The 14,391-nt window shown below is 62.3% G+C and carries 14 protein-coding genes; 4 read left to right on the top strand and 10 right to left on the bottom strand.

The features are described from left to right. Nucleotides 1–8 precede the first annotated feature (8 nt). The 4 genes from NKJ09_RS07080 (at nucleotide 9) to msrB (ending at nucleotide 2,989) form a co-directional block, all read left to right on the top strand. Nucleotides 9–455, top strand: coding sequence for a GNAT family N-acetyltransferase (locus tag NKJ09_RS07080; RefSeq protein WP_023719647.1), 447 nt, complete (start codon nucleotides 9–11; stop codon nucleotides 453–455). Between the two features lie 8 nt (nucleotides 456–463). Beyond that, the gene (locus NKJ09_RS07075) at nucleotides 464–1,654 is read left to right on the top strand and encodes a vWA domain-containing protein (protein WP_023719648.1); all 1,191 of its coding nucleotides are present in this window, start codon (nucleotides 464–466) and stop codon (nucleotides 1,652–1,654) included. Then, complete coding sequence (locus NKJ09_RS07070) at nucleotides 1,655–2,476, top strand: MBL fold metallo-hydrolase (protein ID WP_352480939.1); 822 nt, start codon at nucleotides 1,655–1,657, stop codon at nucleotides 2,474–2,476. It begins immediately after the preceding gene. A gap of 108 nt (nucleotides 2,477–2,584) precedes the next feature. Beyond that, nucleotides 2,585–2,989: a peptide-methionine (R)-S-oxide reductase MsrB gene (msrB, locus tag NKJ09_RS07065; RefSeq protein ID WP_352494146.1), complete on the top strand. Its 405-nt coding sequence runs from the start codon at nucleotides 2,585–2,587 to the stop codon at nucleotides 2,987–2,989. A 3-nt stretch (nucleotides 2,990–2,992) separates the two neighbouring features. Here the strand turns inward: msrB and NKJ09_RS07060 are convergent, their stop codons facing one another. From NKJ09_RS07060 to NKJ09_RS07015, 10 genes are all read right to left on the bottom strand, one after another. Then, on the bottom strand, nucleotides 2,993–3,307 hold the full coding sequence (locus tag NKJ09_RS07060) for a hypothetical protein (RefSeq protein ID WP_352480941.1): 315 nt from the start codon (nucleotides 3,305–3,307) through the stop codon (nucleotides 2,993–2,995). 70 nt (nucleotides 3,308–3,377) lie between these two features. Beyond that, on the bottom strand, nucleotides 3,378–3,818 hold the full coding sequence (locus NKJ09_RS07055) for a hypothetical protein (protein ID WP_023719652.1): 441 nt from the start codon (nucleotides 3,816–3,818) through the stop codon (nucleotides 3,378–3,380). A 50-nt stretch (nucleotides 3,819–3,868) separates the two neighbouring features. Continuing rightward, nucleotides 3,869–4,129 carry a DUF2312 domain-containing protein gene (locus tag NKJ09_RS07050; RefSeq protein WP_023719653.1) on the bottom strand — a complete coding sequence of 87 codons (261 nt, stop codon included), beginning with the start codon at nucleotides 4,127–4,129 and terminating at the stop codon, nucleotides 3,869–3,871. A gap of 161 nt (nucleotides 4,130–4,290) precedes the next feature. Next, the gene (gene pyc, locus NKJ09_RS07045; protein WP_352480942.1) at nucleotides 4,291–7,749 is read right to left on the bottom strand and encodes a pyruvate carboxylase; all 3,459 of its coding nucleotides are present in this window, start codon (nucleotides 7,747–7,749) and stop codon (nucleotides 4,291–4,293) included. A 174-nt stretch (nucleotides 7,750–7,923) separates the two neighbouring features. Continuing rightward, the gene (locus tag NKJ09_RS07040) at nucleotides 7,924–9,042 is read right to left on the bottom strand and encodes a branched-chain amino acid ABC transporter substrate-binding protein (protein WP_023719655.1); all 1,119 of its coding nucleotides are present in this window, start codon (nucleotides 9,040–9,042) and stop codon (nucleotides 7,924–7,926) included. A gap of 140 nt (nucleotides 9,043–9,182) precedes the next feature. Continuing rightward, nucleotides 9,183–9,530 carry a DUF6867 family protein gene (locus NKJ09_RS07035; protein WP_023719656.1) on the bottom strand — a complete coding sequence of 116 codons (348 nt, stop codon included), beginning with the start codon at nucleotides 9,528–9,530 and terminating at the stop codon, nucleotides 9,183–9,185. A gap of 17 nt (nucleotides 9,531–9,547) precedes the next feature. After that, entirely contained in the window at nucleotides 9,548–10,276 is a 729-nt protein-coding gene (locus NKJ09_RS07030; protein WP_023719657.1) for an ABC transporter ATP-binding protein, read from the bottom strand. Continuing rightward, nucleotides 10,276–11,763 carry an ATP-binding cassette domain-containing protein gene (locus tag NKJ09_RS07025; RefSeq protein ID WP_051409683.1) on the bottom strand — a complete coding sequence of 496 codons (1,488 nt, stop codon included), beginning with the start codon at nucleotides 11,761–11,763 and terminating at the stop codon, nucleotides 10,276–10,278. The genes NKJ09_RS07030 and NKJ09_RS07025 overlap by 1 nt, the downstream gene beginning before the upstream one ends. A 23-nt stretch (nucleotides 11,764–11,786) precedes the next feature. Then, nucleotides 11,787–13,382, bottom strand: a complete 1,596-nt coding sequence (gene livM, locus NKJ09_RS07020) for a high-affinity branched-chain amino acid ABC transporter permease LivM (RefSeq protein WP_352480943.1) — start codon at nucleotides 13,380–13,382, stop codon at nucleotides 11,787–11,789. A 4-nt stretch (nucleotides 13,383–13,386) separates the two neighbouring features. Then, nucleotides 13,387–14,289, bottom strand: coding sequence for a branched-chain amino acid ABC transporter permease (locus tag NKJ09_RS07015; RefSeq protein WP_023719660.1), 903 nt, complete (start codon nucleotides 14,287–14,289; stop codon nucleotides 13,387–13,389). Nucleotides 14,290–14,391: the final 102 nt, after the last annotated feature.

Raw genomic sequence — 14,391 nt, 5'->3', positions numbered from 1 at the left:
GAAATGAAATGACCGAGATCACCGTCCGCCCATTGGCGCAATCCGACCATGCCGATTGGCGGCGTCTGTGGACCGCCTATCTCACCTTCTACGAAACCAAGTTGCCGGAAGCGGTTTACGCCGTCACCTGGAAGCGGCTGTTCACGGCGGGCGAGTTCGAGCCGAAAGGCTTCATCGCCACCCTCGACGGCAAGGCCGTCGGCCTGACGCACTATCTCTACCATCGCTCCTGCTGGTCGGAGATAAACAACTGCTATCTGCAGGACCTGTTTGCCGACCCCGATGTGCGCGGCAAGGGCGTCGGCGCCGCCCTGATCGAAGCGGTCAGGCAGGAAGCCGGCAAGATCGGCGTCAAGAACGTCTACTGGATGACGCACGAGACCAACACCACCGCACGCAAGCTCTACGACCATGTGGCGCGCAGGACCGGCTTCATCGAGTATGATCTGCTGTAGACCGTGAGATGTTCATCCCCTTCTTCCTCGAACTGAAGGCAGCGCGGGTTCCGGTCTCGCTCCGCGAATATCTGTCGCTGCTGGAGGGGCTGGAGGCCGGGCTGGTCGACTATGATGTTGAGGGCTTTTACTATCTCGCCCGCGCCGCTCTGGTGAAGGACGAGCGCCACATCGACCGCTTCGACCAGGTCTTTTCGCACATCTTCAAAGGTGTCGAGGCGCGGGCTGGCGAAAACCCGGTCGATGTCGCAAACATCCCGGAGGAATGGCTGCGGAGGCTCGCCGAAAAGCACCTGACCGATGAGGAGAAGAAGCTGGTCGAGGCGCTGGGCGGCTTCGAAAAGCTGATGGCGAGGCTGAAGAAGCGGCTGGAGGAGCAAAAGGGCCGACATCAGGGCGGTTCGAAATGGATCGGCACCGGCGGCACCTCGCCCTTCGGCGCCTATGGCTACAATCCCGAAGGCGTGCGCATCGGCCAGCACGAAAGCCGCAACCGCCGCGCGGTAAAAGTCTGGGACAAACGCGAGTTCAGGAACTTCGACGATGCCGTCGAGCTCGGCACCCGCAACATCAAGGTCGCGCTGAAGCGCTTGCGCCGCTGGGTGCGCGAAGGCGCCGAAGAGGAATTCGACCTGCCAGGGACCATCCACGCCACCGCCGAGCACGGATATCTCGACGTTAAGACACAACCCGAACGTCGCAATGCGGTCAAGCTGCTGATGTTCTTCGATGTCGGCGGCTCGATGGACGACCACATCAGGAGCGTCGAGGAGCTATTTTCGGCTGCCCGCGCCGAATTCCGCCAGCTCGAATATTTCTATTTCCACAACTGCCTCTACGAGGGCGTGTGGAAGGACAATCGCCGCCGCCATGCCGAGGTGATTCCGACCTTCGATCTCCTGCATAAATATGGCCCCGACTACAAGGTGATCGTCGTCGGCGACGCCTCGATGAGCCCCTACGAGATCGCCCATCCCGGCGGCTCGGTCGAGCACTGGAACAAGGAGGCCGGCGCCGTCTGGCTTGGGCGGTTGCTGCAGCAATGGCCAAATGCCATATGGCTCAACCCGGAAGCCGAGAAGAACTGGGGTTTTACCCATTCGATTGCCATGATCCGCGATATTTTTGACGGCCGCATGTTTCCACTGACGCTCGCCGGCCTCGAAGCCGCGACGAAGCAACTTTCAAGGAAGCACTGAATGGATCCACGCAAAACAGGAAGGTCGACCTGTTTCCTTTGCCTGCAATGCGGTGTCCAGTTCGCGGCGACAGCGACGCCGCCGCGACATTGCCCGATCTGCGAGGACGAGCGGCAATATGTGCGTTGGGAGGGCCAGGCCTGGACCACGCCGGAAGAGCTCGCCGCCGGCCATCGGCTCGCGATGAGAGACGACGCCGGCGTGCTCGCCTTCGGCATCGAGCCGCGCTTCGCCATCGGCCAGCGGGCATTGCTGGCGCAAACGCCGCACGGCAATGTGCTGTGGGACTGCATTTCGATGGTCAGCGACGAGGCGGTGGCCGAGATCAACCGCCGGGGCGGCCTCGCCGCGATCGCCATTTCCCACTGCCATTATTATTCGGCAATGGTCGAGTGGAGCGAGGCGTTTGGCGGCGTGCCGATTTATCTGCACGCCGATGATTGTCAGTGGATCATGCGGCCGCATCCGGCGATCATCAGCTGGCAAGGCGAGACGCGCGCCATAAACCCGTCGCTGACGCTCATCCGCTGCGGCGGCCACTTTGCCGGTGGCCAGGTGCTGCACTGGAAGCGCGACGGCGGCAATGCCATCCTGGCCGGCGACATCGTGCAGGTGACGCCGACTCGCCGCCATCTCAGCTTCATGTACAGCTACCCGAACTACATCCCGCTCAACGCTTCGAAAGTGCTCGGCATCAAGGCCGCGCTGGAGCCTTTCGCGTTCGACCATATCTATGGCGCGTGGTGGAACCAGAACGTCATCGGAGATGCAAAGGCGGCATTTTCAGCATCGGTTGCGCGCTATCTCGCCGCCATCGCCTGAGGAATTCTTCGCGACAGGATAGAAATACGGGCAAACGCGGTAACAAATCCCTATTTCAGGCGAAGTTGGGAAGGCAACCCAAATAGCGACCTAAGCTAAGAGGAAAAAATGGACAGCCACACCTACCCCGTTACCCGCACCGACGCCGAATGGCGCGCCCGGCTGACGCCTGAGCAATATGCGGTGATGCGCAACCACGGCACCGAGCGGCCGGGAAGCTGCGCCCTGCTGCACGAGAAGCGCGCCGGCACCTTCTCCTGCGTCGGCTGCGACCAACCCTTGTTTGAATCCAAGCTGAAATTCGAGAGCGGCACAGGCTGGCCGAGCTTCAACGATCCGGTGCCGGGCTCGGTCGAGACCACCGTCGACCGCAGCTACGGCATGGTCCGCGCCGAATGCCATTGCGCCCGCTGCGGCAGCCATCTCGGCCACGTCTTCGAGGACGGCCCGCCGCCGACCGGCCTGCGCTATTGCATCAACGGCGTGGCGCTCAAATTCGAGCCGGCCGCCTGATCGTCAGGCCACGACCACCAGGATCAGCCACAACGTGGCGCCAAGCGTCATCAGCGAGGCCTTGGCGCCACTTGATTTTCCGGCAGTTCGCCAAACGGCAAAAGTCAGGAAGATGTTGTAGGGCACCGGCGCGAAATGCACCGCCAGAACCAGCGCGAGCGGCAACTTCAGCCCGAGCAGAATGAGCGCCGCCACCGATGACGCGACGTTGATCGCTGTGCCGACAACGACCAGGTCGCGCCAGAACAGCCGATCGAGCGGCACGCCGCCGAGCCAGCGTGAGCGGAAGAAGGCGGCAACGCGCGACATGATCGTCATCGATCGACCGGCTCCTCGCTCTGCTCACCAGCGCAACCCTTCCACAAGGATTGCGTCTGGAAACCCTGCTTTATTCCTGACCCAGAACTTCGGCAATCGCGCGCTCGAAACGCGAGGCTTCCGTCACCAGCCAGTCGGTCATCGCCGGCCAATTGTCTTCGGCAAAACAATTCACCCGCCACATCGAATTGATGCCGAGGCCGTCGCAACTTTGTTCTGGCCTGAGCTTCAGCCTGTCTTCGATGGCCGGCTGGAACGGCTTCAGCCGCGACCAGGCTTGCGTGGCACCGAACTTCTCGTTGCGGCCGAAGAAGACGCCGACATGATTCTGCGCAGGCGCGACGTACATGGAAAGGACCAATGCGAAGTCGGGCAGCCCACGCTGCCAGAACCACGGTCCACGCCTCGCCAGCAGAGCCCTTTCATCCGGATGCCGTTCCGCGAACAGCGTCCAGAAGCTGCGTTGGCGGAATTCAGAGGCGCGGCGGGCGCCAAAATCGAATTCGCTCATGTTCGAACCGTTGAGGGGCGCCGCAACCGGCGCCCAAGGCTATTACCGGCCTACACCATTCCAAGCGCGGCCTTGTACAGATCGAGGATGGACTCCTCTTCCTGCCGCTCGGCCTGGTCCTTCTTGCGCAGCCGGATGATCGACCGCATCGCCTTAGTGTCGAAGCCGGTGCCCTTGGCCTCGGCGAACACTTCCTTGATGTCGTCGGCAATCGTCTTCTTCTCTTCCTCGAGCCGCTCGATACGCTCGATGAAGGCGCGCAACTGGCCGGCGGCAACAGTCTGGCTGGTCTCGGTGATGTCGTCGGCCATATTCTTCTCTCCGCGTCGTTTTCTCACCGCGACTCGGGGTGACCCGAGCGGCGAATTGCAGCGGTTCGATGCCCGACCGGGCGCGGCGGGTCAAGGTGCTATCGATGCGGCATGAAGGGCTGCTGCCAGGCGCCGACAAGGCTGTCTGATGCCGGCCTATTTCACCCGAATGCGATCAGCAGATCCTTGGCATCGATCTGGTCGCCGGCCTTGACGAGCACCTCGGCGATGGTGCCGTCGCGCTCGGCATGCAGCGCCGTTTCCATCTTCATCGCTTCGATCGACAGCAGCACGTCGCCGGCCTTCACCGCCTGGCCGGCAGCGACCGCAAGCGCCGAGACGACGCCGGGCATCGGCGCGCCGACATGCGCCTCATTGCCCGGCTCCGCCTTGCGCCGTGCCTTGGCAGCGGACGCGCCATGCGCCCGGTCCGGTACCTTCACGCGGCGCGGCTGGCCGTTGAGCTCGAAGAACACGGTGACCATGCCCTTTTCGTCGACATCGCCCATGGCAAGGCAGCGCACCACCAGCGTCTTGCCTTTCTCGATGTCGACGAAAATCTCGTCTTCCGGCTTCATGCCGTAGAAATAGGTCGGTGTCGGCAGCACGCTGACCGGGCCGTAGGTCTCCTGCGCGGCGGCGAAATCCGAAAACACCTTCGGATACATCAGCCACGACGCGAACTCGAACTCACTGAGCTTGCGCTCGAGCTTTTCCTCGACCTCCCTGCGGCTGGCCGTGAGGTCCGCCGCCTTGAGCAGCGAACCCGGCCGCACCGTGATCGGCTTTTCGCCCTTCAGCACCTTCTTCTGCAATGGCTTTGGCCAGCCGCCCGGCGACTGGCCGAGGTCGCCGCGCAACATCGACACCACAGAATCCGGGAAGGCGATGTCCCGCGCCGGATTCTCGACGTCGGCGACGGTCAGGTCCTGGCTGACCATCATCAGCGCCATGTCGCCGACGACCTTGGACGACGGCGTCACCTTGACGATATCGCCGAACATCAGATTGACGTCGTGATAGGTCTGCGCCACTTCGTGCCAGCGCGTCTCCAGCCCAAGCGAGCGCGCCTGTTCCTTGAGGTTGGTGAACTGCCCGCCAGGCATTTCGTGCAGATAGACCTCCGATGCTGGCCCCTTCAGGTCGCTTTCGAAGGCGGCGTACTGGTTGCGCACCGCCTCCCAGTAGAACGAGATATTCCTGATCCATTGCGGGTCGAGGCCCGGATCGCGCTCGGTGCCCTTCAGCGCCTCGACGATCGAACCCAGGCATGGCTGCGAGGTGTTGCCAGATAGCGAATCCATCGCCGCGTCGATGCCGTCGACACCGCTCTCCACCGCTGCCAGCACGGTGGCCGCCGACAGGCCGGATGTGTCGTGCGTGTGGAAGTGGATCGGCAGGTCTGTCGCCTCGCGCAGTGCCTTGAACAGCACGCGGGCAGCACTCGGCTTTAGAAGCCCCGCCATGTCCTTGACGGCAATGATATGGGCGCCCGCCGCCTGCAATTCGCTGGCCAGGCCGACATAGTATTTCAGATCGTATTTCGCCCGCGCCGGATCGAGTATGTCGCCGGTATAGCAGATCGCCGCTTCGATCAGCTTGCCCTCGGCGCCGACCGCATCCATGGCCACACGCATGTTCTCGACCCAGTTCAGGCAGTCGAAGACGCGGAACAGGTCGATGCCGCCAGCAGCGGCCTGGTGGACGAAATGCTGGACGACGTTGTCGGGATAGTTGGTATAGCCAACGCCGTTGGCGCCACGCAGAAGCATCTGCAGCAGAAGATTGGGTGCTGCCTCGCGCACCAGCGACAGCCGCTCCCATGGATCTTCGGTGAGGAAGCGCATGGCGACGTCGAATGTTGCGCCGCCCCAGCATTCGAGTGACAAAAGCTGCGGCAGAGCGCGCGCATAGGTGCCGGCGATGCCGGCGATGTCATAGGTGCGCACACGCGTCGCGAGCAAGGATTGATGCCCGTCGCGCATTGTCGTGTCGGTGACCAGCACCTCTTTTTGCTCGCGCATCCACGCCGCGAATTTCTCCGGCCCGAGCACGTCGAGCTTCTGCTTGCTGCCGTCAGGCACATTGCCGTTGAGATATGGCACCACCGGTGGCGCCGCATCTGCTTTTGGCTGCGGCCGGCCGCGCGTCTCGGGATGGCCATTGACCGAAACGTCGGCAAGATAGTTGAGCAGCTTGGTCGCGCGGTCCTGCCGCTTCACGCTGGCGAACAGTTCCGGCGTCGTGTCGATGAACTTGGTGGTGTAGGAATTGTCGGCGAAGCTCCGGTGATTGATGATCGCCTCGAGAAAGGTGAGATTGGTCGCCACGCCCCGGATTCGGAATTCGCGCAACGCCCGGTTCATGCGGGCGATGGTCTCGGCCGGCGTCGGCGCCCACGCCGTCACCTTTTCCAGCAATGGATCGTAGAAGCGGGTGATGACCGCGCCCGAATAGGCGGTGCCCCCATCAAGGCGGATGCCGAAGCCGGTGGCGCCGCGATAGGCGGTGATGCGGCCATAGTCGGGGATGAAATTATGCTCGGGGTCTTCAGTGGTGATGCGGCACTGCAGCGCGTGCCCGTTGAGCCTGATGTCCTTCTGCGTCGGCACGCCCGATTCCGCCGTGCCGATGGCAAAGCCGTCGAGTATGTGGATCTGTGCTTTGACGATGTCGATGCCGGTCACTTGTTCGGTGACGGTGTGCTCGACCTGGATGCGCGGATTGACCTCGATGAAATAGAATTTTCCGGTATCGGCATCCTGCAGGAACTCGACCGTGCCGGCGCCGATATAGCTGGTTTCGCGCGCGATCCTCAGCGCATAGGCGCAAAGCTCCTCGCGCTGCGACATTTCGAGATAGGGAGCCGGCGCCCGCTCGACCACTTTCTGGTTGCGGCGCTGGATCGAACAATCGCGCTCGAACAGATGCACCGCATTGCCATGCGTGTCGCCCAGCACCTGCACCTCGACATGGCGGGCGCGCTCGATCAGCTTCTCGAGATAGACCTCGTCCTTGCCGAAAGCCGCCTTCGCCTCACGCTTGCCTTCCATCACCTCGCGGGCGAGATCGGCCTCGGAGCGGATGGCGCGCATGCCGCGGCCGCCGCCGCCCCAAGATGCCTTGAGCATCACCGGGTAGCCGATCGTCCTGGCGAGTTCCTTCACCGCCGCCATGTCGTCCGGCAAGGGATCGGTGGCGGGAATTACCGGCACACCGACTTCGATTGCGAGATTGCGGGCGGCGACCTTGTTGCCCAGCCTGCGCATCGTATCCGGCTTTGGCCCGATGAAGATGATGCCGGCCGTGGCGCAGGCCTCGGCGAATTCCGGGCTCTCCGACAGCAGGCCGTAGCCTGGATGGATGGCATCGGCGCCCGAAAGCCTGGCGACGCGGATAACCTCCTCGATCGACAGATAGCTTTCGATCGGCCCCATATCCCTGGTCAGGTGCGGCCCGCGCCCGACCTGGTAGCTTTCGTCGGCCTTGAAGCGATGCAGGGAGTATTTGTCTTCCTCCGCCCAGATCGCCACGGTTTTGAGGCCGAGTTCATTAGCCGCGCGGAAGACGCGGATGGCAATTTCGGAGCGGTTGGCGACAAGGATCTTCGAGATTGCCAAGGACAGGGCTCCGGACACGGGGAAGGGAACTGCCGGACATGATTAGCGCGAAAATGCTGCAGTGCAAACAAAATCGGGCAGCGGCTAAACCGATTTAAATCAACTCGATGTCGTCAAAACGGAAATGCCCGGCGCAAGCGCCGGGCATTTCCAAAATTATCGTCGTCGACAGGCTTACATCTTCTGGATGTAGGTGTACTTGCCGTCGTCGCCCTTCTTCCACTCGTACATGACGTAGCCGGGCAACGTCGGATCGCCCTTCGCGTCATAGGAGAGGTCGCCCAGAACGGTCTTGAACGGACCCTTCTCATGCAGCGCCTTGGCAACTTCCTGCGGGTCGTTCGACTTGGCAACGGTGGCTGCTTCGGCGATCGCCTGCATGGCGGCGTAGGAGTAAAGCGTGTAGGCCTCCGGTTCGAAGCCCTGCGCGCGGAACTTCTCGACGAGTTCCTTGTTCGTCGGGATCAGACGCGGATCCGGGCCGAACGTGTTCAGCGTGCCCGCAACTGCGTCGCCAGCGATCGAGGCCAGCTCGTTCGACACGATGCCGTCGCCGGAAACCAGCGTCGCCTTGAGGCCCTGGTCAGCCGCCTGGCGGATGATCAGGCCGGCTTCGGTGTGCAGGCCACCCCAATAGATGATGGAAACGCCGGCTTCCTTCATCTTGGCGATCAGCGCCGAGAAGTCCTTGTCGCCGACATTGACGCCTTCGTACATGACTTCCGTCAGGCCGGCTGCGTTCATCGCCTTCTTGGTCTCATCGGCAAGGCCCTGGCCGTAGGTCGTCTTGTCGTGGATGACCGCGATCTTGGCATCCTTGAAGTTCGCCGCGAGATAGGCGCCGGCGATGCTGCCCTGCTGGTCGTCACGTCCGCAGGTGCGGAACGTGTTCCACATGCCGCGTTCGGTGAACTTCGGATTGGTCGCGGCCGGCGTGATCTCGAGGATGCCGTTTTCCGCGTAGACTTCCGACGCCGGGATCGAGACGCCCGAGTTGAAGTGGCCAACCACGAACTTGACGCCGTCGCCGACGAACTTGTTGGCGACCGAGATGCCCTGCTTCGGATCGGAGACGTCGTCGCCGACCGAGAGCTTGATCTGCTCGCCATTGATGCCACCGGCCGCATTGATGTCGGCGACGGCCTGTTCGGCACCCTTCTGCAGCTGCGCGCCGAAGGCGGCATTCGGACCGGTGATCGGACCGGCGACGCCAACCAGGACGTCAGCCCACGCGCTGCCGCTGAACGCGATCAGCGCGGTCAGGGCGACGGCGGACAAAAGTGATTTTTTCATGTAAAACGCTCCCATTTACGGAGTGGGCGTTGGATGATGCTTTCATGCGATGCCCACTTTTACTCGCAGAAAACGTACTTTGCCGATTTTCAGGCACTTGTCACGCCGATTCATCCCCGAAACGGCGTTAATCATGAACGTCAACCTTTCGGCTTCCAGCTCAAAACCGATGCTCTTTCATAGAGCCAATTATACTGTGTCACCATCTGGTTTGTGCGCGTGTATTGATAGCCGATGAAGCCCAATATCATCAGTACGATCGTATCCACGATATAGTAATGCAGCGAGAACATCGTGCCGCCGAACAGCGCGTGATGAATGAACCTTACGCCAATGCCAAGGCCGAGCATGTAGGCGAACAATTGGAGGAAGCTGCGCCATGTCTGGGCGCTGGCCTTGCCGGTCATCCATGCCGCCCAGCCGCCGAGCAGGCAGGTGACGAAGAAGAACTGCCAGATCGAGGGTTCCTCGTAGAGAATGCCCTGCATGATGAAGTCTCCTGAACTCAGTGGTGGCCGCCTTCGAGATAGGCGGCGCGCACTTCCGGATTGGCGAGCAGCTCCTTGCCGGTGCCGCTCATCGTCACATTGCCGTTGACCATGACATAGCCGCGCGTCGCGAGCTTCAGCGCGCCGAAGGCGTTCTGCTCGACCAGAAACACTGTCAGCCCTTGGGTCCGGTTCAACTCGCGGATGGCGTCGAAGATCTGCTTCACGATCAGCGGCGCCAGGCCGAGCGACGGCTCGTCGAGCAGGAGCAGCTTCGGCCGTGCCATCAGCGCACGCCCGATCGACAGCATCTGCTGTTCGCCGCCCGACAGGGTGCCGCCGCGCTGGGCGATGCGTTCCTTCAGGCGCGGAAACAGCGTGAACACCTTCTCGACGTCCTCGTCGTAATGCTTGAGGCCGTCGAGGCTGGCGCCCATCTGCAGGTTTTCCATCACCGTCATGCGCGGGAAGATGCGCCGGCCCTCCGGCGACTGGGCGATCCGCATGCGCGCGATCTCATGCGTTGGCATCTGGGTAATATCGGTGCCGGCGAAGGTGATCGTGCCCGCCCGGGCCCGCGGAGCACCAAAAATGGTCATCATCAGCGTCGACTTGCCGGCGCCGTTGGCGCCGATCAGCGCCACGATCTCGCCCTGCCTGACGGTGACGTCGACACCGTTCAGCGCCCTGATGTTGCCGTAGTAGGTCTGGACGCCTTTGATATCGAGCAGCGTTGTGCCGGCCATCACTTGCGCCCTCCGCGCTTGCCCGCAGGTGCGGCAGCAGTCTTGCCGGCAACTGTTTTCGCAGTTTTCCCGGAAGCGTGGCTCGTTTCCACTTTCCCGGCGTCGACGCGGCGCGAAAATTCCGTCTCCTTGCCGGCGGCGAGAAGCTTGGCCTGACCAACCCAGTCCTCACGGGCGATGCGTCCGTCGAAGGCGAGATAGGCCTCGACGGCCGCGACGTCGGCTTTCTTCCATGCCGCGATCTGGTCGAAATGGAAGATGCCGTGCTGGTTAAGCTTCTTCTCGTTGACCGTGCCGATGCCCTTGATGCGGGTCAGATTGTCGGCCTCGCCGCCACGTGGCGCTGTGAGCCGGTTCGAAACGCCCGCGACCTTCGACTTGGCCGGCGCCTTAGCCGTGGAGGGTTTCGCGGTCGGCTTAGCTGCAGCGGGTTCCGCCTTGGCCGGGGGAGCGGCGGCTTGCGCTGCTGCCTTGCTTGCCGCGGCACTCGACTTTGCATCGAACTGCCCGGCTTTCGAGGCGCCTTTCGACACGGTCACGCGCTCGCCCTCGCTGTGGCCGATCGTATCGGTCACCGGTCCGGCGAGATACGAAGACGATGTGCCTGGGCCGTGCGCGGAATCGGGACCGGTGTCCAATTGCTCGATGACGTCCTCGTCGCCGACTTCGGTCAGTACCGTCTCGACTTCCTCGTCTTCGACGCCGAGATAGGCAGCGATGACGCGCGGGTCCGTGCGTACCGAATGCGGGCTGCCGTCCGATATCTTGCGCCCGTATTCGAGCACCACGACGTGGTCGGAAATCTGCATGACCACCGCCATGTCGTGCTCGATCAGCAGGATCGAGGTGCCGGTGTTGTCTTTGATGTCCATCAGCAGCGCGTTGAGCGCCATTGATTCTTTCGGATTGAGGCCGGCAGCCGGCTCGTCGAGGCAGAGCAACTCCGGACCCGTGCACATCGCCCGCGCGATCTCGAGGCGTCGTTGCGCGCCATAGGGCAGGTCGCCGGCCGGGTCGTCGGCACGGTCGACGAGATCGGCCTTCTCCAGCCAGTGCCTGGCCAGTTCGACCGACTCGGCCGATGCCTTCCGGTAGCCGCTGAAGCCGAACAGGCCGAGCACGGTGTAGCCGGACGCCTTCATCAGCTTGTTGTGCTGGGCTACCAGCAGGTTCTCGAGCAGCGTCATGCCCGAGAACAGGCGGATGTTCTGAAAGGTGCGCGCCACCTTGGCGCGTGCCGGGATTTCATGGTTCGGCAGGCGTTCGAGCAGATAGCTCGAGCCGTCGCGCCTATTGAGCGTGAGCATGCCTTCCGACGGTTTGTAGAAACCGGTGATGCAATTGAACACCGTGGTCTTGCCGGCGCCGTTCGGTCCGATCAGCGCGGTGATCTCGCCGCGCTTGGCCTGGAAGGAGAGATCGCCGATGGCGACCAGACCGCCGAATTTCATCGACAGATGGTCGACCTGCAGGATGGCATCGTTCATGGGAGATGGGTTCGTATCACTCATCAGCCGTGGCCTTCCTTGGTGAAGGAGCCGGATACGGCCTTGCTCTTCTTGAGGAAGGCTGTCGGTTCACGGCTGCCGACGAAGCCGCGCGGCTTCCACAGCATGACGATGACCATGGCCATGCCGAATAAAAGCATGCGGTAGAGTTCCGGGGTGAAGTCGGGGCCGAAGACCTGCTTCAGGAAATCGAGTTCGCGCAGCACCTCCGTGCCGCCGATCATCACCATGGCGGCGACGGCGATGCCAACCAGCGAACCCATGCCGCCAAGCACGACCATAGCCAGAATGATGGCCGACTCCAGGAAGATGAAGGATTCGGGGCTGACGAAACCTTGCCGTGCCGCGAAGAACGAGCCGGCGAAGCCGCCGAACATGGCGCCGGTGGCAAAGGCAGTGAGCTTGGTGGTGGTGGTGTTGATGCCGAGCGAGCGGCAGGCGATCTCATCCTCGCGCAGCGCTTCCCAGGCGCGGCCGACAGGCATGCGCCTTAGCCTTATCGTGACGAAGGCGGTGAGCAGGCAGAGCCCCAGGATCAGATAGTAGAGGAATATCTTGTAGTAGGCGCTCGATGTGGCGATATCCAACACCTTGGCGATATAATTCGGATCCGAAACGTTGAACGTCATCAGGCCGAAAAAGGTGACCTTGGGGATGCCGGAGATGCCGGCCGAGCCGTTCGTAACCTCGCGCCAATTGATCAGCACGAGACGAATGATCTCGCCGAAGGCAAGCGTCACGATCGCCAGATAATCGCCGCGCAGACGCAGCACCGGAAACCCGAGCAATACCCCCCAGAAGGCGGCCATGGCGCCGGCGGCGGGCAGCAGGATCCAGAACGACAGGCCAAAATGCGTGCCGAGCAGCGCATAGGCATAGGCGCCGACCGCGTAGAAGGCGACGTAGCCGAGATCGAGCAGGCCGGCGAGGCCGACGACGATGTTCAGCCCCCAGGCCAGCATCACATAGATCAGGATCTGGATGCCGAAATTGTCGACCCATTTCAGTGAACCCTGGAACCCGCCGGCCATCGACCCTGCGTACACGGCAAGCACCGCCACGACGATGATCGGGTAGAGCGCCAGTGCGGTTATGCCCAACGCCGAGAAATGGGCGAGGATGAAGGTGCGGAAATAGAACAGCACCGAGGCCAGCGCATAGATGATCGCCAGCGCCCGCGCGAAGCGCGCATAACCGGCGAGACCCGGCCCCAGCAAACCATCGAGCGAGCCGGCCAGCAGCGCCAGCACAGCCACTACGACGACGGCAGCAATGAAATACGGCAACCGGAAGAACCGCGTCGCCACGCTTTCCGGCAACAGCCCGGTGGCGATGTCGGCAATCTTCTGGTTGGCCAGGAAGGGCTGGCCGTAGGCAACGTAGAGAAAGCGGCCGAGCATGGTGGCGATCACCACGGCGGCGAGCAGGCCCCAGCGCTGTACGAGGATCAGCTCGTTGGAGATGTTCTGATCGGTCCGCAGGCCGATGAACAGCACGAACAGGCCGAGCGCGATGGCACCAGCATAAAGCGCCTCGCGCGTGGCGCGTTGCACTGGGGTGGCGACGACGCCGCGCTCCGGAGATACAGTGACCGCCATGACCTCAGACCTTTTCGACTTCTGGCCGGCCCAATATGCCGGAAGGCAGGAAGATCAGGACGATCGCCAGGATGGAGAAGGCGGCGACGTCCTTGTAGTCGATCGAGAAATAAGCCGACCACATGCTTTCGATGAAGCCGATCATCAGCCCGCCGAGCACGGCGCCGGGCAGCGAGCCGATGCCGCCGAGCACCGCCGCGGTGAACGCCTTCACGCCGGGCGTGAAACCGTCGGAGAAGGCGATGACGCCGTAATACATCAGGAACAGCGTGCCGGCGACGGCAGCAAGGGCCGCACCCATGACGAAGGTGATCGAGATGGTGCGGTCGACGTCGATGCCAAGCAACGCCGCCATCTTGCGGTCCTGCTCGCATGCCCTTTGCGCCCGGCCTAGTGAGGTCTTGTTGACCAAATACCAGAACAGCGCCAGCAGCAGCGCGGTGACGATGACGATGATGATCTGCTTCAGCGATACGCTGATGCCCTCGATGTTGTAGACCGTGGACACCATCGGCGGGATCGGCTTGTTGCGCGGCCCTTGCGTCACCTGGACGAAGTTCGACAGGGCGATCGACATGCCGATCGCGGTGATCAGCGGGGCCAGCCGGAACGAACCGCGCAAAGGCCGGTAGGCCACCTTCTCGATCGTCCAATTATACAGGCTGGTCAGCAGCATCGCGACGATCATCATGATCAGCAGCGCGATCACCACCGGCAAGGAATAGAACAATGCGCCGAGAATGAGGAAAACGATGAGGGCGGTGAATGCCCCGACCATGAAGATGTCGCCATGGGCAAAATTGATCATGCCGATGATGCCGTAGACCATCGTATAGCCGATCGCTATCAGCCCATAGATCGATCCCAGCGTCAGCCCATTGATAAGCTGCTGGACAAAATACTGCATGCTGTCGTGGCTCCCCTGGAATGTCGCCCATGCAGACGCATTCCTTTTCGTATTTCCCCTAGTCGTAAAGTTTCGAGCCCGGATTGCAACGTGATTTTTCGA

The organism is Mesorhizobium sp. M0189 (assembly GCF_040322135.1).
Taxonomy (GTDB): Bacteria; Pseudomonadota; Alphaproteobacteria; order Rhizobiales; family Rhizobiaceae; genus Mesorhizobium.
Note: the sequence above shows the minus strand (reverse complement) of the source record. Positions and strands in the feature narration are given on the sequence as shown.